This window comes from Stagnimonas sp. FW305-C-60 (assembly GCF_058782965.1).
This window is the reverse complement of sequence record NZ_JBYSYF010000006.1, coordinates 51,786-69,011: the sequence shown is the minus strand read 5'-3', so window position 1 is coordinate 69,011 and position 17,226 is coordinate 51,786. Positions and strand designations below refer to the sequence as shown.

Here is a 17,226-nt window from a genome sequence, read left to right as displayed (position 1 = left end):
GCGTTGTCTGCCGGCGCCCCCCACTGCCGCACCGCCCCATGCCCTCCCTAGCCCCGCCAGACCGCGTCGCCGCGCCGGGCCTGCCCGTGGGCGTCGCCGGCCAAGCACCGATCTGCTGGGTCTTGTGGGGCGACGAACCCATCGGCGGCGTGCGCCGCGCGCTGCTGAATTTCGCCGGCGGCCTGCGCGCGCGCGGCTGGCCGGTGCAGATGCTCTGCCTCGACGCCGGCCCGCTGGCCGAGGTGTTGCGTTCTCTCGGCCATGACGTGCACTGCCTGCACGAAGACGGTCAGCAACACGCGCGCTACGCGCAAACCGGCGCCAGCGGGCGTCTGGGCCAGCTCGCCGCGCTGCGCCAGTTGCGTGCCTATCGGCCGGCGCTCACCGAGGCCCTGCGGCGCTTGCGGCCGGCGGTGGTCAGCGTCTATTGGCCGGACTTCCTGCCGATGGTTGGCGGCCCCTGCCGGCAGTTGGGCATCCGCCTGCTGTGGGAGATGCCAGAGGTGCCCTCGGTCTACCGCTTCCGCCTCAACCAGCGCATCTACGCCGCGCTGCTGGCCTGGTATCGGGTCAAGCCCATCGCCAACAGCCGCTTCAGCGGCGAGCGGCTGGGCCAGCCGCGCGGCCTGGCGGTGGTTTACCCGCCTTCCGACCCTGCGCACTTCGACCCGGCCCGCGTGCAGCCCTGGCGGCGCGCCGACTGGCAGCTGCCGGAAGACGCGATCCTGCTCGGCGCGGTGGCGCGGCTGTCGCCGCAGAAATGCGGCGAGGCGCTGATCCAGGCCCTGGCCCTCGCCCGCCGCAAGGAGCGGCGCCTGCACCTGGTCTTCCTCGGCGGGCCGCTGGACTCCCCCTATGCCGAGACGCTGCGCGCCCTGATGCGGCAGCTCCAACTCGAAGCCTGCGTGCACTTCATCCCGGCGGTGGACGATCCGGCGCCGGCGCAGGCGATGATGGATCTCATCCTCAGTTGCCGGCCCGACGCCGAAGGCTTCGGCCTGGCCATCGTCGAGGCCATGCTGATGCAGAAACCGGTGCTGGCCCGCGCACTCGGCGGCCCCGCGGAAACCGTACTGGACGGCGTCACCGGCTGGCAGCTGGCCGACGCCGAGCCCGCGACCCTCGCCGCCGGCATCGAGCGTGCCCTGGCGGAACGGCCACGCTGGACAGCGATGGGAGCGGCGGCGCGCCAGCGCGCCATCGAGCACTACAGCCTCGCGGTCAGCCTGCCGGCCTATGAGCGCTGCCTGCGCGCGGAGCCCTGGCGATGAGCGCGCCAACGGCCCTGCGCATCGCCTGGCTGGTCTGGGGCGACGAGCCCGGCGGCGTCGCCAGCGCGGTGCTCAACAACGGCCGTCTGCTGACCGACCTCGGGCAGCGCGTCTCGCTGCTGAGCCTGGCCGAAGGCCCGCTAGGCACAGCGGCCCGCGAACGAGGCTGGCCAGTGCGCGGTGTGCAGCCCGACGGCGCGCTGCACGCGCGCTACCTGAGCCATCGCTTCTCGCCACGCGGGCTGCTGGGCCGCGCCGCCATCCTGTGGCGCTTGCGCGCCGCGCTGCGCGAGGCGCTCGCCGCCGAGCCCCCGGACCTGCTCTGCCTGCCCTGGCCCGATCTGATGCCGCTGGCCGGACCGATCTGCCGCAAGCTGGGGATAGGCCTGGTGCTGGAAATGCCCAACACGCCCTCGCCCTACCCGTTCGCGCTCAACCAGCGCATCTACGACGCGATGTCGCGGCGCTGGCGCATCCGGGTGCTGGCCAATAGCGACTACAGCGCCCGGCATCTGGTGCGGGTGCGGCTGCTCTCGGTAGTGACGCCGGCGGTCGATGCCGCGCGCTTCGACCCGGCGCGGGTGCGCGCCATCCCGCGCACGCAACTGGGCATCCCTGAAGACGCGCTGCTGCTGGTGCAGATCGCCCGCCTCGATCCCAGCAAGGGGGCTGTACTGCTGCTGGAGGCGGTCACAGCCCTGGCCGCCGAGGAGCCCCGCCTGCACCTGCTGCTGGTCGGTGGCCCGCTCGCCTCCGACTATGCGCAGGCGCTACAGGCCCGCGCGCGGGAGCAGGGCATCGCCGACCGCCTGCACTGGGTCGATACCGTCGACGACCCCGAACGCTATTGGGCGATGGCCGACTTCGCCGCCAGCACCCGCATCGACGCCGAGCCGTTCGGCCTGGCCATCGTCGAGGCGATGCTGATGCGCAAGCCGGTGCTCGTCCACGCGCTGGGCGCGCCGGCCGAGACCATCGACGACGGCGAGACCGGCTGGCACTACCAGCAGCCGGATGCCGCCACGCTGAGCGCCGCGCTGCGCCGGGCACTGGCGGACCGAGGGCAATGGGCGGCGATGGGCGCGCAGGCGCGCGCAACCGCGCTGCGCCGCTACGCCTCGCCCGAGCAGGCGCAGCACTATCTGAGCCTGCTGCGCCAGCAAGTGGCGGAGGCAACGAGCCGATGAGCCTCCGCGTCTCGGTGATCGTCCCCACCTACCGCGACTGGCCGCGGCTGGCGCTGTGCCTGGAAGGCCTGCGCCTACAGACGCTGCCGGCCAGCGAGTTCGAGATCATCGTCGCCGACAACGACGCCACATCGAACCCGCCGCCGCTGCCCGAGGGCGTGCGCTATGTGCATGCGCCGGCCGGGTATTCCTACGCCGCCCGCAACGCCGGTGCCGGTCTGGCGCGCGGCGACGTGCTGGCCTTCACCGACGCCGACTGCCAGCCGGCGCCACAGTGGCTGCAAGCCGGCCTCGCCGCGCTGGATGCGCATCCGGAGTGGGATCTGGTCGGTGGCCGCATCGACATCATCGCCGGCCAGCAGAACACCGCCGTGCGCTACGAGAGCCTGTTCGAGTTCCAGCAGCGGCAGCTGGTGGAGCTGGGCGGCTACTCGGTGACCGCCAACCTGTTCGTGCGCCACGAGGCCTACCGGGCAGGCGGCGGCTTCGACGGCCGGCTGAAATCCTGCGGCGACTCCGAGTTCTGCACCCGTCTGGGCGCGCTAGGCCACCGCATCGGCTATGCCGACGACGCCCTGGTGCGCCACCCGGCGCGCGAAACGCTGACCGAGATTCTCGACAAGAACCGCCGCATCGCCAGCGGCCAGTACGACCGCCTGCTGCGCGAGTCCGAGGGCAGCAGCCGGCGCTTCTACACCCTGCTGCTGCACGCCTTCCGACCACGGCCACGCGAGTGGTACTACCTGCTCGCCGGCGGCCGTGGCAGCGAGGCGTACACGCCGATGCAGCGAGTGCCGGTGATGCTGCTGCGGCTGTGCCTGCACTACCAGATCGCCTGGCGCATGCTGCACAGCCGGCTCAGCGACCGCCGCGTCGAACACCATATCCGCTAACCGCTTTAGCCCCATGCGCTCTCACGCTCCCACCCAGAAACTGCGCGGCCTGCTGGCGGCCGCCGCCGAACGCAGCGGCCTGCGCGGCTGGCTCAACTGGCACCTCAACACCCGGCGGCGGCTGCGGCTCGACGGACACAGCCTGAAGGTGCCGCGCCTCCAGGGCCTGGCCTGCACCGCCTCCGAGCCCTGGATGCTGGACCTGCTGCGCCAGCTGTTGCCGCTGCATCCAGGCCTGTTCGTCGATGTCGGCGTCAACCTCGGCCAGACCCTGCTCAAGTTCAAGACCGCCGAACCCGGCCGCGAGTACCTGGGCTTCGAGCCCAACCCCACCTGCCTGCACTACCTCTCGGTGCTGATCCGCGAACAGGGCTATGCCGACGTGCAGATCGTCCCCGCCGGCCTGTTCGAGGAAGACTGCCTGCTGAGCCTGGAATTCTTCTCCGACGACCCGGCCGATGCCTCCGCCTCGCTGATCCACAACTACCGTCCGAATCCGGTGCGTCGGCGGACGCTGGTGCCGGTGTTCCGCTACCAGAGCGCCGAGCAGGCGCTGGGCCGGCGTAGCGTCGGGCTGGTGAAGATCGACGTCGAGGGCGCCGAGCTGGAAGTGCTGCGCGGCCTGCTGGAAATGCTCAAGCGCGACCGGCCGCCGGTGCTGATCGAGGTGCTGCCCGCCTACAACGCCGACAATCAGGCGCGCCTGCAAAGACAGCAGGCGCTGGTGGAACTGCTGCGCGAACTCGACTACCGCATCTATCGGGTCCTGAAGCGCGGCGACGGCCACTACCAGGGCTTGCAGGCCCTGAGCGACTTCGGCCTGCATGGCGACCTGAACCTCTGCGACTACCTCCTGCTGCCGGCGGAGTCGCCATTGCCGGAGGCAGGCGCATGAGCCAGACGCCGCCACGCATTTCGGTGCTGATCCCGGTCTACCGCGACTGGCCGCGCCTGCGCCTCTGTCTCGAAGCCCTGGCCCGCCAGACCTGGCCGCGCGAGGACTTCGAGATCATCGCCATCAACAACGACGTCGCACCGCCACCGGCGGACTTCGCCTTGCCGCCTGGCGTGAGGCTGCTGCACGAACCGCGCGGCCATTCTTACGCCGCCCGCAATGCCGGACTGGCGCTGGCGCGTGGCGAGGTGCTGGCCTTCACCGATGCCGACTGCCAGCCGGAACCGGACTGGCTCGCCGCCGGCTGGGCGGCGCTGCAGGCCGAGGACGTGCACCTGGTCGGCGGCCGTATCGGCATCCTCATCGAGCAGCCGGGGCTGGTCGCCGACTACGACCGCGTATTCGCCTTTCCACAGGAGCGCTACGTCAGCCAAGGCACCTCGGTGACCGCCAATCTGCTGGTCAAGCGCGCGGTGTTCGAGGCTATTGGCCCCTTCAATGCCGACCTGCAATCCAGCGGCGACTTCGAGCTGTGCCGGCGCGCCGGCCAGGCTGGCTACAGGCTGGCGTACTCGGCGGAAGCCGCGGTGCTGCACCCGGCGCGCGAGAGCGTGTCGGCGCTGCTGCGCAAGAACCGGCGCGTGGCGGGCGGCTTCCGTCGCCGCGAATTCGAGTTGCTCGGGCGCGGTGAGCGCGAGATCTGGCGCAATCTGCCGACCATGCTGCGGCCCCGGCCGCGCTACTGGTGGCGCATGCTGGTCGGCACCGACAAGACCCAGAACCTGCCGCCGCTGCGCCGCCCCGGCGTGGTGGCGCTGAGCATCCTGCTCTACTACCACTTCGCGATCTCGGTGCTGCGCAAGCCGCCCACCAAGGATCAGCACTAGTGCGCATCGCCGTCGTCGTCACCGAATTCCCGGCGGTGTCGCAGACCTTCGTGCTCGACCACGTCGGCGGACTACTGGCGCGCGGCCATGCGGTCGACATCCATGCCCGTCGTCCCGGCAGGGAGAGCGCCGCGCATCCAGAGATCGAGCGCCTGGGCCTGCTGGCCCGGACCCGCTATCTGCCGGTGCCACCGTCCGGGCGCAGCGCGGTCTGGCGCGACGCCCTGCGCCGCGCCTGGCGGCAACTGCTCGGCCACCCGGCGCGGCTGCGCGCGCTCTGGCAGGCCGGGCCGCGCGACCAGTTCTGGAGCCGCTTTTACGCCGCGCTGCCGTTCTGGGCGCAGGGCCGCGACTACGACTTGGTGCACGCGCACTCCGGCCAGAACGGCCAGCGGCTGCTGCCGCTGTATGCCGCCGGGCTGCTGCGGGCGCCGCTGGTGGTGACCTTTCACGGCCACGACGTGCACGGCTATCTGCGCGGCCGCCCGGCGGACTACTACGCGCCGCTGTTCGCGCGTGCCGCCGCGCTGGTGGTGTGCTCGGAGTTCATGCGCGCGCGCCTGCTCGCCCTGGGCGCACCGGCCGCCAAGCTCCGGCTGATCCCCAATGGCATCGCTCCGGAGCGCTACCCCTGGCGGCCGCGCACGGCGCCACGCGAGCGGCCGGTGGAGCTGCTCAGCGTCGGCCGGCTGGTGGAGTTCAAGGGCCTGAAATACCTGCTCTCGGCCCTGGTCGAGCCGGCGCTGGCGCAACGCCCCCTGCGTCTGCAAGTGGTCGGCGAAGGCCCGCTGCGCGCCGCGCTGGAGGCGCAGGCGCAGGAACTGGGCCTGGGCGAACGGGTGCGCTTTCTCGGCGCCCAGCCGCGCGAGGCGGTGCAGGCCCTGATGGACGCCGCCGACCTCTACGTGGCACCGGTGGTGATCGACGCCGAAGGCAATACCGAAACCCAGGGCGTGGCCCTGCTGGAAGCACTGGCCTGCGGCCTGCCGGTGATCGCCAGCGCGGTCGGCGGCATTCCGGAAACCCTGGGCGAAGCCGCCGCTGGCCTGGTGCCACACGGCGATCCGGCGGCACTCGCCGCCGCCATCGCCAACTTGCTCGATGCAGGCGAGCGCTGGCCGGTACTCAGCCAGGCCGGCCGCGCGCGCGTCGATGCGCATTACCGGAATCAGGCCTGGCTGGACCGCCTGGAACAGCTCTACAACTCCCTCAACAAACCAACTTAAGGAAGCGCGGACATGAAGATCGGACTGGTGGTCACCACCATACAGGCGCCCAACCCGGTGATGCAGGCGCTGGCCGCGCAGGCGCAGGCCTGCCAGGCCGAATTCGTGGTGATCGGCGACCGCAAGTCGCCACCGGTATTCGAGCTGGAAGGCGCGGACTACTACGACCTCGCGCGGCAGAACCAGGTGCTGCCGGAATTCAGCCAGGCGCTGCCGGTGGGCCACTACGCCCGCAAGAACCTCGGCTACCTGCTGGCGCTGCAGCGCGGCTGCGACTGGCTGCTGGAAACCGACGACGACAACTATCCGCTCGACAATTTCTTCAGCCTGGTGCGCGGCGACGAGCTGCGCGCGCGGCGCCTGCGCAGCGAGTCGCGCTGGCTCAATGCCTACCGCTACTTCTCGCCCAGCGAACCGGTTTGGCCGCGCGGCTACCCGCTGGAAAAGCTGGCGGAAGACCTGGCGAGCAAGGCCAGCGAACAATGGGAGCTGGAGCGCCCGGCGCTGGTGCAGGGCCTGGCCGACGACAACCCGGATGTCGATGCGGTCTACCGCCTGACCCGGCCGCTGCCGGTGAACTTCGACCGCCAGGCGGCGGCGATCTCGCTGGAGTCCGGCCTCTGGTGCCCGTTCAACAGCCAGAACACCTGGTTCCGCCGCGACGTCGCCGCGCTCTGCTACCTGCCTTCGTATTGCAGCTTCCGGATGACCGACATCTGGCGCAGCTTCGTGGCACAGCGCTGCCTCTGGGCGCTGGGTGAGCGGCTGATCTTCACCGCACCCAGCGTCCGCCAGGAGCGCAACGAGCACAACCTGCTGCGCGACTTCGCCGACGAGGTGCCGGGCTATCTCAACAACGAGCGCATCGTCGGCGCGCTCGACGCCTGCGAGCTAAAAGGCGAGGTACGCGGCGACCTGCGTCGCTGCTACCAGGCGCTGGTGACGCTGGGCGTGATTCCCGAAAAGGAGCTGGCCCTGGTCGATCTCTGGCTGGCCGGGCTGCCCACTTGAATCCTCAGGCGAGCGCGGGCCGCAGATCGGCGAGGATGCCCTCGCCGATCTCGCGCGCCACCCGCTGCCAGCTGTAGTGCGCCAGGCAATGCGCCTGCCCCTCCTCCCCCATGCGCGCCAGTCGCGCCGGATCGGCGAGCGCGGCCAGCAGCAGCGCGGCCAGCGCCTCCGGTGTCTGCTGCTCCAGCACGAAGCCGTAACGGCCCTGGCCGCTGAGTTCCGGAAAGGCGCCACGATTAAGGCCGACGATGGGCGTGCGGCAGGCCAGGGCTTCGAGATAGGCCAGGCCCCAGGGTTCGTAGCCGGCCGGCATCACGTACAAGGCGGCGCGGTCGAAGATGTCCTGCAGCTCCTCGGCGCTGATCCAGCCGGTGCCACGCACGCCGGCGAGCCCCTGCAACTCCGGATACTTGGCGCCGCCGATCACCGTCAGGCTGATCTCGGGGTCGCTACGGCGCGCGATTTCCAGCGCCTGCAGCAGCAACGGCAGGCCCTTATCGGCCGGGCGCAGCTTGGCGACGATCAACAGCTGTTTGCTGCCGTAGTCCTTGGCCGTCGGCAAAGGCCGGATGTCGCCCAGGCCGGTGCCCACCGCCCGCAGGCGCGCCGGGGCCAGGCCGTAGCGCTCGACCATCTCGGCGGCGACGTGTTCACCGGCGGTGAACACCCGCCGCGCCGCACGCAGGGTCTGCCGCTCCAAGAGGCGAAAGGCCTCGCGCTGGTAGCGGCCAAGCTGGCGGGCCGCCAGCGCGTTGCGCGCCCAGAAGTCGTAACAGCTGTCGACGTAGACGTAGTGCGGCAGCCGGCTGGGCAGAGGCAGCAGGTCGTAGGTGCCCAGATGCAGCAGCGCCGAGCAGCCGGCGGCACGGGCGGCGGCGGTCGCGCCCAGGGCGGCGCCGGCGCGACGCGCCGGGCCATGGATGAAGCCGTGTTGCAGGCCCAGCAGGCGGTCGAGCTTGCGCAACCGCGGCTGCCAGCGCTCGGCTGGCTGGCTGGCCCAGCCCACCGGCTCCAGCAGCGTCTGTTCGCGCAGCGCGCTATAGAGCTTGTAGGGCGTGCCCGACCAGGTGCGCGGCTCCAGCGGCGAGCCGGCGTGACTGCACAACAACAGCTTGGGAAGCACGGCCAAGAGGGAATCCTCGTATTCAGTCGCGGCCGGCAAGTCCGGCGCGGTGCGGGAGTTTTCCGGGCCTACGCGGCAACTGCAAGCTTGCTAATCTGCCGGCCATAAAAAGTGCAGTCCACCACTACGACACTGCCCCCTTCTAGAGGAGACTCCCGACCATGACCGCGCCCACGGCGACCGCCGCGCCGCTACGCACTGCGCCCATTCGTTTCTTCGAGATCGATGGCATGCGCGGCCTGGGCGCCTCAATGGTGATCCTGGCGCACATGAACGCCAAGCCGCTGTTCTGGGCCTGGATGTTCATGGACATGTTCTTCGTGATCTCCAGCCTCTTGATCACCCGCATCGTCATCAAGCAGGCGGTCAACTTTCGCGGTCTGCTCAGCTTCTGGGGCCGGCGCGTCGAGCGCATCTGGCCGCTCTATCTCTTGACGGTCTGGGTGCTGTTTCTGCTCGCCATCGCGCTCAACCCGCAGAGTGCCGAAAAGGCCTATCAGCTGGAGCAGTTCTGGCGCTTCTTCAGCTTCTCGCAGTACTCGGAGCTGCTCTACAGCGACAGCCCGATGTACAAGGACATCTACTTCATCCGCCACCTCTGGTCGCTGGCGGTGGAGGAGCAGTTCTACATCCTGCTGCCGATCCTGGTGCTGGCGCTGCGCTACCTGCCGCGCTGGATCTGGCTGACGCTGCTGCTGCTGGCGCTGCCGCTGGGTATCCACCAGCGGCTGGTCAACACCCACATGGTGCTGATCAGCAACCACATCGACGCTTTCGCACTGGGCAGCCTGATGGCCCTGGGCATGCCCTGGATGGAGGCCAACCGGGCGCGCGTCAACTGGCTGCTGGGCGCGCTGTTCGTCGCCGGGCTGGCCGGCTTTCTGCCCTATGTCTTCGAGAACTACGCGGCCAGTGCCGCCGGCCTGGAGATCGACAAGTACGAGCCCTGGGCCGCCACCGCCGGCGTCTACATGAGCTGCGCCTGGATCAGCATCCTGGCGATCAACCGCCAGGCGCGCGGCCTGGCGCCGCTGCGCTGGCCACCGCTGGTCTATCTGGGCGTGATCAGCTACCCGCTGTACCTGGTGCACTTCCCGATCACCAGCCTATTCCCCAAGCTGGTGCCGAAGCTGCTCGCCAAGATCGGGCTGAGCGATCCGCCGGCGCTGCTAGTGTCGGCGATCATCCTGGCCAGCTGCCTGGTGTTGGCGCACCTGCTCTACAAGCTGATCGACCAGCGCCTGCAGGCCGGCCGCAAGGCCTAAGGCCTAGGGTGCTAGCTGGTCTCCTTCCCCTGCTTGCGGGGGAAGGCCGGGATGGGGGCGGGTGGACGCAGCGAAGAAAGATGCCGCCAGTTGAGCCAAAAAAACGCTCTAGCCGACGGGTGGCTTGGGCTTGGCCAGCACCACGTAGATCATCGCGTCGCGGGCACGACCCATCTCGCCGTGCAGGTGGCGGTCGGTGAAGGCGATCAGGCTCTGCATCAGCCAGACAAAGCCCTTGCCGAACCAGCGCTTGCGCAGCGCCAGCCGCTTGTAGAGGTGGTCCTGCACCAGATGCAGGCCGGTGGGGATCAGACCGATCAGGCCCTGGAAGGACTCGACCTCGAAGCCGGCGTCCTCCACCGTCTTGCGCAGGCCGGTAGCGGTCCAGCGCCAGTAGTCGTTGGGCTCCGGGTGGTAGATCCAGATGCCGTGGGTGGACAGCACCAGACGGCCATCCGGCTTGAGCAGGCGGCGCGCCTCGGCGAGATAGGCGGCCGGGTCCGGCACGTGCTCCAGCACCTGGGCGGAGAGCACCAGGTCGTAATGACCGTCGGCCACCGGCACCCGGCCGTCGTCGCCGATGATGCGGTCGGCGTGCTTGTTGCCCTTCAGATCGGCGCCCTCGTAGGTCGCACCGGTGGCCAGCACGATGCCCTCGTAGGGACAGTTGCCGCAGCCCAGCTCCACCGCCAGCTTGCCTGGCCCCAGCCCGGACTTCTGCAAGGCGGAACGGATGCCCTCGCGCAGCTGTACCAAGGTGTACCAGCGCCAGTGGCTGCGGGGCGGTTCGGCACTGCCGACTCGGGGCATGGCGTTGAATTGACTGGCGTCCATCGGGGGCTTTGGGAAGAGGTGGCTAAGGAAGGGATCATCGCCGCAAGCGGTGACCTGCGGCTAGGGTGTGTTGGCCACAAATACCTCGCTGCGTTGCCGGTCAAAAGCGCGTCAGGCAAGGCACCTGCCGACGCGAAGGCTTGTTGCCTTCGCGAGGCGGGCAACGCCGCATGACGCGCTTTTGGCCAGCAACCCTTCGGGGCGGGACGGTTTTGGGGCATTGCAGCGTCAGCAAGAGTTTCAATAGGCCCGCTATTGCGCACTCTTGCTTCCTTGCACTGCCCCAAAACCGCCTTCCGCCGCAGCGATGTATTTGTGACCAACACACCCTAGACTGACAGCAGAACCAGTTCCAACGCACTGCCCCTGGGACCGGCCGACACAAGGACGTAATCAGTAGCCCAGGCCTCCAGGAGGGAGGACGGAATGGAAGCTAGGGACAAGGCCTTGGACGGCCTGCGCGGCATCGCCATCCTGCTGGTGCTCGCCACCCATTTTCTGCACCTGAAGGCCAGCGGGCCGCTGTCGCTGTGGACCCATGCGCTGGCGCGCGCCGGCTGGATCGGCGTCGATCTGTTCTTCGTGCTCTCCGGTTTTCTGATCACCCGCATCCTGGTACAGCTGCGCGCGGAGCCGCAGCGGGCGCGCACCTTCTACGGTCGCCGCGCGCTGCGCATCCTGCCTGCCTATTACGCCTACCTGGGCCTGAGCCTGCTGCTGATCTTCAGCCTGGTGGAAGACGCCGCGGTACTCGCCGATGCCCGCCGCCATCTGCCGGGGCTGCTGCTGTTCGGCCAGAACCTGGGCAGCGCCTGGCTGGGCGAACCGGCGCTGCGCGAGCTGCGCCACCTGTGGTCGCTGGCGGTGGAAGAGCAGTTCTACCTGCTCTGGCCCTGGCTGGTGTGGTGGCTCAGGCCGGCGCAGCTGGCGCGCGCCTGCCTGGGGCTGTTGCTCTTCTGCTGGGCCTGCAAGCTGGCGCTGTGGCTGTCCGGCGCCGATGCCTTGAGCATTTACTACTTCACCTTGACCCGCATGGACGGCTTCGCGGTGGGCGGCTTTCTCGCCGCCCGTCTCTGCCAGGGCGAGTTGCGCCTGCCGCGCCGCTACGCGCTGGCGCCGGTCCTGGCCGGGCTGTTTCTGCTGGCGGTGTTCCTGAGCCAGCGCAGCCTGCCGCACCGAGAGCAAGCCGGCCTGGGCGCGCTCTTGACCTCGGCCACCCCACTGCTGTTCGGCGGCCTGCTCTACCAGACCCTGCTCAGCCCGCCGCAAAGCTGGCTGCGGCGCGCCTTGCAGGTCCGTTGGCTGGGCTTCTTCGGCCGCTATTCCTACGGCATCTATCTGGTGCATTTCGCCGCCGCCAGCCTGGTGTTGCTGCTGCTGCGGCCGCGCTGGCCGGCACTGTTTGCCGGCAACCTCGGCGCCCTGCTGCTCGCCGCCTGCGGCGTGCTGGTCTCGTTGGCGCTGGCGCTGGCGCTGCACCGGCTGGTGGAAGCCCCGGCGCTGCGGCTGAAAGACCGCTTCGGCGCCGCCCGGCAGTTGGCGCCGGGATAGTGAAAAATGCCCGGTCGGCAATTACCGTCGGCGGATGCCTGCCAACCGCGTTAGTGTCGCCGTCTCCTTAGCTGAACCCACCATGTCCGCCAAACCCGAGGCCGCTGCCGCTCCTACACGCTTCCTGGTGGTGAGCCCCAGCTATCAGTGCGCGCCCTGGGTGGAGCGCAGCCTGCGCTCGCTGAAGGCCCAGAGCTATCCGCACTTCCGCCATGTGCTGATCGACGATGCCTCCAGCGACGGCACCCTGGAGGTAGCTGCAAGCTGCACCGGCGACGATCCGCGCTTTCTGCGCATCGCCCGGCCGGAGCGGCAACTGGCGGTGGCCAATTTCGTGCACGCCATCCGCTCCGTCGCCGGCGCGCCGGAGGAAGTGATCGTGGTGCTCGACGGCGACGACTGGCTCAAGCACCCGCAGGTGCTGGAGCGGCTGGCGGCGGTGTATGCCGACCCCGAGGTCTGGCTGACCTACGGCAGCCACGAGCTGGCCTACCCGCCGCGCCGCCGCGACCGCTGGCTGCGCAAGTCGGTGCGCGGCAAGGTCTACCGCTATCCCGAGGTGGTCAGCGAGCTGGGCTATTACCGCTACTACGATTTCATCGCCGCGCACCTGCGCAGCTACCGGCGCTTTCTCTGGGATGCGATCCGTGACGAGGATCTGCGCGACAGCGATGGCGGCTACCTGCGCTCCGGCGCCGACGCCGCCACCATGTGGCCGATGCTGGAGATGGCGACAGCACGGCATTGGCGCTATCTCGACGAGGTGCTCTACGTCTACAACAACCGCCACTCGCTCAGCGACAACCGCCCAGGCGCGGCGCGGCGCGAGCAGCTGCGGGCGGCGCTGATCGTGCGCGCGCGCCCACCCTACGCGCCCCTACAGCGGCCAGCCGGAGCCAGCACATGAGCGGCGACGACAGCATCGTCCTCACCTGCGCCAGCGACGAGGGCTATGCGCCCTACGCCACCACCATGCTGCTGAGCGCGCTGGAGAACACCCCAGGCGCGCGCTTTCGCGTGCACTACCTGTGCACGCCGGATTTCTCGGCGCACAGCCAGGCGCTGATCCGGCAATCGCTGCGGGCATTCGATAAACGACTGGAGCTGAACTTCATCCCGGTGCCGGACGCGCTGGTCGCCGGCCTGCCGCTGTTCAAGACCATGAAGGCCGGCGAGATCCGGCCGGTGATGTGGTACCGGGTGTTCCTGCCCCGGCTGCTGCCGGACGAGCCGAAGATCCTCTACCTGGACTGCGACATCCTGGTGGTCGGCAGCCTCCTGCCGCTGTGGCGCACCGCGCTAGACGGCAAGGCGCTGGCGGCGGTGACCAACCCCTTCTGGGACAGCCCGGCGGAACTCGCCTGGGCCAGCCGCTGCGGTCTGGAGCGGCGCGAGGACTACTTCAATTCCGGCGTCATGCTGCTCAACCTCGACTGGTGGCGGCGCGAGGACATCACCGGCAAGGTGATCGCCCACGGGCTGGCCAATGCCGACTGGACCCGCTTCGGCGACCAGGACTCGCTGGTGGCGGTGCTCTACGCCGCGCGGCTGCCGCTGGCGCCGCGCTGGAACGCGATGCGCATGCTGATGATGGCCAACCAGAGCCGGGTGATCTTCGGCGCCGAGGAACTGCACGAGGCGATCCGCCATCCGGCGATCATCCACTTCGAAGGCAGCACCAAGCCCTGGGTCGATCCCAGCAAGCATCCCTACGGGCGCCTGCACGCCCGCTATGCGCGGCGCCTGCCCTGGCCGGTGACGCACACGCCCTGGACCCTGCTGGATCTGGAAAACCTGCTGACCCGGCTGGACTGGCCACGCCTGCGCGCCCGCGTGCGCAGCCTGCGCCAGCGCCTCGCCGCCCGCGCCTGATGGAGCCTCGCCCCGTGTCCCTGACCACCGCCCTGCGCGAGCGCCTCGCCGCGCCGCTGCGCCGCCTGCCCTGGCTCTACCTACCCTTGCAGCGCGGCTACCGCCGGCTGGTGCCGGCGCCGCATCCGCTGGAAGTGCAGATCGAGGCGGCGCTGCGCGGCTTAAGCCGCGTGTACTTCGTGCAGGTCGGCTCCAACGACGGCGCCCAGGGCGATCCCATCCACCGGCTGATCCGCCGCCACCGCAGCTGGCTGGGCCTGGGCGGCTGGCACGGCATCTTCATCGAGCCGGTGCCCTACCTCTACGCCAGGCTCAAGGCCAATTACGGCAGCGCCAGGCGCTTCGTGTTCGAGAACGTCGCCATCGGCGAGCAGGCCGGCACGGCGCGCTTCTACTACGTCTCCGACCGCGCCAAGGAGGGCCTGGGCGAGGAGCTGCCCTACTGGTACGACCAGCTCGGCTCCTTCGACCGCAGCCATATCCTCAAGCATCTGGAAGGCCGGCTGGAGCCCTACATCGTCGAGGCCGAGCTGGCCTGCCTTCCGCTGCAGGCGGTGCTCGACCGCAACCACGCCGAGCGGGTCGATCTGCTGCACATCGACACCGAGGGCTACGACTACCAGGTGCTCAAGCAGTTCGACCTCGCCCGTTATCGGCCCAGGGTGGTGCTCTACGAGCACAAGCACCTGCCGGAGGATCAACAGCAGGCGGCGCGCGCGCTGCTCGGCAGCCAGGGTTATGAACTACGTCGCCGGGGCGGCGACACCCTGGCGATACGGCTCGGTAGCTAGCTCGAAGCTCAGAACTTGTGAAGAAACCGTAGCGAGCATGCCCAAGCGCAAGGAATAGGAGCGCAGCAACCGCAGCGCACTTGTGTGCGTGAGGATTGCGAGCACCGCATGGCACTTGGCCCCGCGTCGGGACTGGCAGTGCCAGTCCCGCTTAGGCCAAATGCGCGATTGGGCAGCGCAGTAGGTTTATTCACAAGCTCTCAGCCGCCAACGCGCTCGGTCTGCCAGTCCAGCTGCGGCCGCACATAGCCCTTGAGATCGCCGCGGAACAGGCCGCGGGTGCTGTCGCCTTCCAGCGGGTCGTAGACCCAGAAGGCCAGCGCGTTGTGCAGATAGCAGTGACAGTGGAAGGGCTCCATGGTGGAGAGCGCCACCGCCAGCTGGAAATTGCCCTCGTGGAAGAGGTTGCCGGGCAGCACCACCACCGTCTCGTAGACGCCGGTACTGCGCGGCTGGCCGTGCCAGTCCGGATGCAGGTCGAGACCGCTCAATACCGGCGTGCCGCCAAAGTCGTAGAGATGCAGGCTGGGCATGATCGGCAGCCCGGCTTGCAGCACCTCGTAGCGGAGGCGCAGCTCCAGCGGCCGGCGCACGTCGGCCGGCCCGGTCACCGGCGCGCCGGCGCTGGTGAGCTCCAGCAGGCGCAGGCGCACCACTGCGTCGCCGGGAGCCGTAGCCGGATCGTCCCAGACCTGGCGCGAGCGGAAGCCGCTCATGTTCTCTTCGTAGTGGCGGATGGCGTCCAGCGTGCGGCCGTCGAAGACGATGCGGCCGTGATCGAGCACCACGCTGCGCTGCGAAAGCCGGGCGACGCTGCGCAGGTCGTGCGACACATAGAGGATCGTGCGGCCGCTGGCGCCGATGTCCTCGATGCGCTGCAGGCAGCGCGCCTGGAAGGCGGCGTCGCCCACCGCCAGCACCTCGTCGACCAGCAGCACGTCGGGGTCCAGATGCGCCGCCACCGAAAAACCCAGGCGCACCTTCATGCCCGACGAATAGTTGCGCACCGGCGTGTCGATGAAGGCGCCGACGCCGGAAAACTCGACGATCTCGTCGAAGCGGCGGCGGGTTTCCTCGCGGCGCATGCCGAGGATCGCAGCGTTGAGAAAGACATTCTCGCGACCGCTGAGATCGGGATGAAAGCCGGTGCCGACTTCCAGCAGGCTGGCCATGCGGCCGCGCACCCGCACGCTGCCGGTGGTGGGCGCGGTGATCCGCGAGAGGATCTTCAGCAGAGTGCTCTTGCCGGAGCCGTTGTGGCCGATCACGCCGACCACCTCGCCCTCCTTCACCTCCAGATTGAGGTCGCGCAGCGCCCAGTGCTCGGTTGCCGCCTTCTCCTCCTCGCTGACCCGGCCCAGCAAGCGACGCAGGGCACGCACCCCGCCCTCGGCGGCCTGGGCAAGCAGGGTTTCCTGCTTGCGCTTCTTGACCGCGCCGATGCGGAAACACTTGGACAGGCCTTCGGCCTTGAGGGCGTAGTCGCTCATGACATCAAAGCTCGTCGGCCAGGCGCTTTTCGCTGCGCTGAAAGTGCACCAGGCCGGTGATGAACAGGACCGTGGCGGAGATGAAACCCAGACCGAGCAGCTGCCAGGGAATCTCGCCGCCCCCGAGCAGGGCGCGGCGGAAGCCCTCGACCACGCCGACCATGGGGTAGAGGCCGTAAAGCGTGGTGAACCAGTGGCTGTCGGCGGCGGCGCCAAAGCGCTGCGAGAGCAGGCTCAGCGGCCAGATCACCGGGGCCAGGAACATCAGCAGTTGCAGCAGATAGCTGGCGGCATTGCGTACGTCGCGGAACTGCGCCGCCAGCGCCGCCAGCCAGTAGCTGGCCCCGGCCGTGGTGAGCAGCAAGAGCGCCAGTGGCAGCGGCAGCCAGAGCAGGCCGGCCAGCGGCAGGCCGCCGGTCATCACCAGTGACAGCGCCACGAACAGTCCGAAGACGATCAGAAACTCCAGCAGCCCGCCCAACACCAGGGCGGTGGGCAGCAACAGCCGGGGGAAGTAGACCTTGGTGACCAGCGAGGAATTGCCCAACAGGCTGCTGGTGGCCTTGGAGCTGACGCCGCTGAAATAGCTCCAGGGCAACCAGGCGCTGAGCAGGAACAAAAGATAGGGATGGCCGTCGCTGGGCAGCCGCGCCAGCTTGCCGAACACCAGGCTCATCACCAGCACATTGAGCATGGGTCGGAGCAGGAGCCAGCCGAAGCCCAGGGTGGTCTGCGCCACCTGCACTTTCAGATCCTTCCAGACCAGAAAGGCCAGCAGTTCGTGAAACGCCGGCAGCGAGGCGACGTAGGCCCGAAGGCGTCCGCCTTCCGGGGTAATCAGGATCTCGGTTTTGTCGCGCAAGGTTCAGTACGGCAAAAAGTTACAGATTCCAGCGCGAACACCGGGCATTGCGCCCGGCCTATCCCGCC

16 protein-coding genes are annotated in these 17,226 nt (G+C 69.2%); 12 read left to right on the top strand and 4 right to left on the bottom strand.

The annotated features are described in order from the left end of the window. Positions 1 to 38 precede the first annotated feature (38 nt). The 7 genes from AC3WT6_RS15105 to AC3WT6_RS15075 are packed head-to-tail and all read left to right on the top strand — an operon-like array spanning position 39 to position 7,370. Positions 39 to 1,271 carry a glycosyltransferase family 4 protein gene (locus AC3WT6_RS15105; RefSeq protein ID WP_492654431.1) on the top strand — a complete coding sequence of 411 codons (1,233 nt, stop codon included), beginning with the start codon at positions 39 to 41 and terminating at the stop codon, positions 1,269 to 1,271. Next, complete coding sequence (locus AC3WT6_RS15100; protein WP_492654430.1) at positions 1,268 to 2,458, top strand: glycosyltransferase family 4 protein; 1,191 nt, start codon at positions 1,268 to 1,270, stop codon at positions 2,456 to 2,458. Before AC3WT6_RS15105 ends, AC3WT6_RS15100 begins: the two co-directional genes overlap by 4 nt. After that, entirely contained in the window at positions 2,455 to 3,351 is an 897-nt protein-coding gene (locus tag AC3WT6_RS15095; RefSeq protein WP_492654429.1) for a glycosyltransferase family 2 protein, read from the top strand. Before AC3WT6_RS15100 ends, AC3WT6_RS15095 begins: the two co-directional genes overlap by 4 nt. Positions 3,352 to 3,364: 13 nt before the next feature. Further along, positions 3,365 to 4,246, top strand: a complete 882-nt coding sequence (locus AC3WT6_RS15090; protein ID WP_492654428.1) for an FkbM family methyltransferase — start codon at positions 3,365 to 3,367, stop codon at positions 4,244 to 4,246. After that, entirely contained in the window at positions 4,243 to 5,133 is an 891-nt protein-coding gene (locus AC3WT6_RS15085; RefSeq protein ID WP_492654427.1) for a glycosyltransferase family 2 protein, read from the top strand. Before AC3WT6_RS15090 ends, AC3WT6_RS15085 begins: the two co-directional genes overlap by 4 nt. Further along, positions 5,133 to 6,359, top strand: coding sequence for a glycosyltransferase (locus AC3WT6_RS15080; RefSeq protein ID WP_492654426.1), 1,227 nt, complete (start codon positions 5,133 to 5,135; stop codon positions 6,357 to 6,359). The genes AC3WT6_RS15085 and AC3WT6_RS15080 overlap by 1 nt, the downstream gene beginning before the upstream one ends. A 12-nt stretch (positions 6,360 to 6,371) precedes the next feature. After that, positions 6,372 to 7,370: an STELLO glycosyltransferase family protein gene (locus tag AC3WT6_RS15075; RefSeq protein WP_492654425.1), complete on the top strand. Its 999-nt coding sequence runs from the start codon at positions 6,372 to 6,374 to the stop codon at positions 7,368 to 7,370. Between the two features lie 4 nt (positions 7,371 to 7,374). Here the strand turns inward: AC3WT6_RS15075 and AC3WT6_RS15070 are convergent, their stop codons facing one another. After that, complete coding sequence (locus tag AC3WT6_RS15070; protein ID WP_492654504.1) at positions 7,375 to 8,493, bottom strand: glycosyltransferase family 4 protein; 1,119 nt, start codon at positions 8,491 to 8,493, stop codon at positions 7,375 to 7,377. A 161-nt stretch (positions 8,494 to 8,654) separates the two neighbouring features. On the opposite strand from AC3WT6_RS15070, the gene AC3WT6_RS15065 reads away from it, so the two are divergent. Continuing rightward, positions 8,655 to 9,758, top strand: a complete 1,104-nt coding sequence (locus AC3WT6_RS15065; RefSeq protein WP_492654424.1) for an acyltransferase family protein — start codon at positions 8,655 to 8,657, stop codon at positions 9,756 to 9,758. Positions 9,759 to 9,866: 108 nt separating this feature from the next. Here AC3WT6_RS15065 and AC3WT6_RS15060 read toward each other — a convergent pair whose 3' ends face one another. Further along, a complete protein-coding gene (locus AC3WT6_RS15060) occupies positions 9,867 to 10,592 on the bottom strand; it encodes a class I SAM-dependent methyltransferase (protein ID WP_492654423.1) in 726 nt (241 codons plus the stop codon). Between the two features lie 426 nt (positions 10,593 to 11,018). Between AC3WT6_RS15060 and AC3WT6_RS15055 the strand changes: the two genes are divergently transcribed. From AC3WT6_RS15055 to AC3WT6_RS15040, 4 genes are all read left to right on the top strand, one after another. Continuing rightward, on the top strand, positions 11,019 to 12,143 hold the full coding sequence (locus tag AC3WT6_RS15055; RefSeq protein ID WP_492654422.1) for an acyltransferase family protein: 1,125 nt from the start codon (positions 11,019 to 11,021) through the stop codon (positions 12,141 to 12,143). Between the two features lie 82 nt (positions 12,144 to 12,225). After that, positions 12,226 to 13,050 (top strand): glycosyltransferase family A protein, encoded by an 825-nt coding sequence (locus AC3WT6_RS15050; RefSeq protein ID WP_492654421.1) that lies wholly within the window; start codon positions 12,226 to 12,228, stop codon positions 13,048 to 13,050. Further along, a complete protein-coding gene (locus tag AC3WT6_RS15045; protein WP_492654420.1) occupies positions 13,047 to 14,015 on the top strand; it encodes a glycosyltransferase family 8 protein in 969 nt (322 codons plus the stop codon). The genes AC3WT6_RS15050 and AC3WT6_RS15045 overlap by 4 nt, the downstream gene beginning before the upstream one ends. A gap of 14 nt (positions 14,016 to 14,029) precedes the next feature. After that, positions 14,030 to 14,806, top strand: coding sequence for an FkbM family methyltransferase (locus tag AC3WT6_RS15040; protein WP_492654419.1), 777 nt, complete (start codon positions 14,030 to 14,032; stop codon positions 14,804 to 14,806). A gap of 200 nt (positions 14,807 to 15,006) precedes the next feature. On the opposite strand, the gene AC3WT6_RS15035 is transcribed toward AC3WT6_RS15040, so the two are convergent. Together AC3WT6_RS15035 and AC3WT6_RS15030 are read right to left on the bottom strand one after the other, a co-directional pair. Beyond that, positions 15,007 to 16,296, bottom strand: coding sequence for an ABC transporter ATP-binding protein (locus AC3WT6_RS15035; RefSeq protein ID WP_492654418.1), 1,290 nt, complete (start codon positions 16,294 to 16,296; stop codon positions 15,007 to 15,009). A gap of 4 nt (positions 16,297 to 16,300) precedes the next feature. Further along, positions 16,301 to 17,158 (bottom strand): ABC transporter permease, encoded by an 858-nt coding sequence (locus tag AC3WT6_RS15030; protein ID WP_492654417.1) that lies wholly within the window; start codon positions 17,156 to 17,158, stop codon positions 16,301 to 16,303. Between the last annotated feature and the right edge of the window lie 68 nt (positions 17,159 to 17,226).

Excerpts from the sequence above, each read along its gene's own strand:
- AC3WT6_RS15105 (WP_492654431.1), top strand. The coding sequence starts at position 39 with ATGCCCTCCCTAGCCCCGCCAGACCGCGTCGCCGCGCCGGGCCTGCCC.
- AC3WT6_RS15100 (WP_492654430.1), top strand. The coding sequence starts at position 1,268 with ATGAGCGCGCCAACGGCCCTGCGCATCGCCTGGCTGGTCTGGGGCGAC.
- AC3WT6_RS15095 (WP_492654429.1), top strand. The coding sequence starts at position 2,455 with ATGAGCCTCCGCGTCTCGGTGATCGTCCCCACCTACCGCGACTGGCCG.
- AC3WT6_RS15090 (WP_492654428.1), top strand. The coding sequence starts at position 3,365 with ATGCGCTCTCACGCTCCCACCCAGAAACTGCGCGGCCTGCTGGCGGCC.
- AC3WT6_RS15085 (WP_492654427.1), top strand. The coding sequence starts at position 4,243 with ATGAGCCAGACGCCGCCACGCATTTCGGTGCTGATCCCGGTCTACCGC.
- AC3WT6_RS15075 (WP_492654425.1), top strand. The coding sequence starts at position 6,372 with ATGAAGATCGGACTGGTGGTCACCACCATACAGGCGCCCAACCCGGTG.
- AC3WT6_RS15065 (WP_492654424.1), top strand. The coding sequence starts at position 8,655 with ATGACCGCGCCCACGGCGACCGCCGCGCCGCTACGCACTGCGCCCATT.
- AC3WT6_RS15060 (WP_492654423.1), bottom strand. The coding sequence starts at position 10,592 with ATGGACGCCAGTCAATTCAACGCCATGCCCCGAGTCGGCAGTGCCGAA.
- AC3WT6_RS15055 (WP_492654422.1), top strand. The coding sequence starts at position 11,019 with ATGGAAGCTAGGGACAAGGCCTTGGACGGCCTGCGCGGCATCGCCATC.
- AC3WT6_RS15050 (WP_492654421.1), top strand. The coding sequence starts at position 12,226 with ATGTCCGCCAAACCCGAGGCCGCTGCCGCTCCTACACGCTTCCTGGTG.
- AC3WT6_RS15045 (WP_492654420.1), top strand. The coding sequence starts at position 13,047 with ATGAGCGGCGACGACAGCATCGTCCTCACCTGCGCCAGCGACGAGGGC.
- AC3WT6_RS15035 (WP_492654418.1), bottom strand. The coding sequence starts at position 16,296 with ATGAGCGACTACGCCCTCAAGGCCGAAGGCCTGTCCAAGTGTTTCCGC.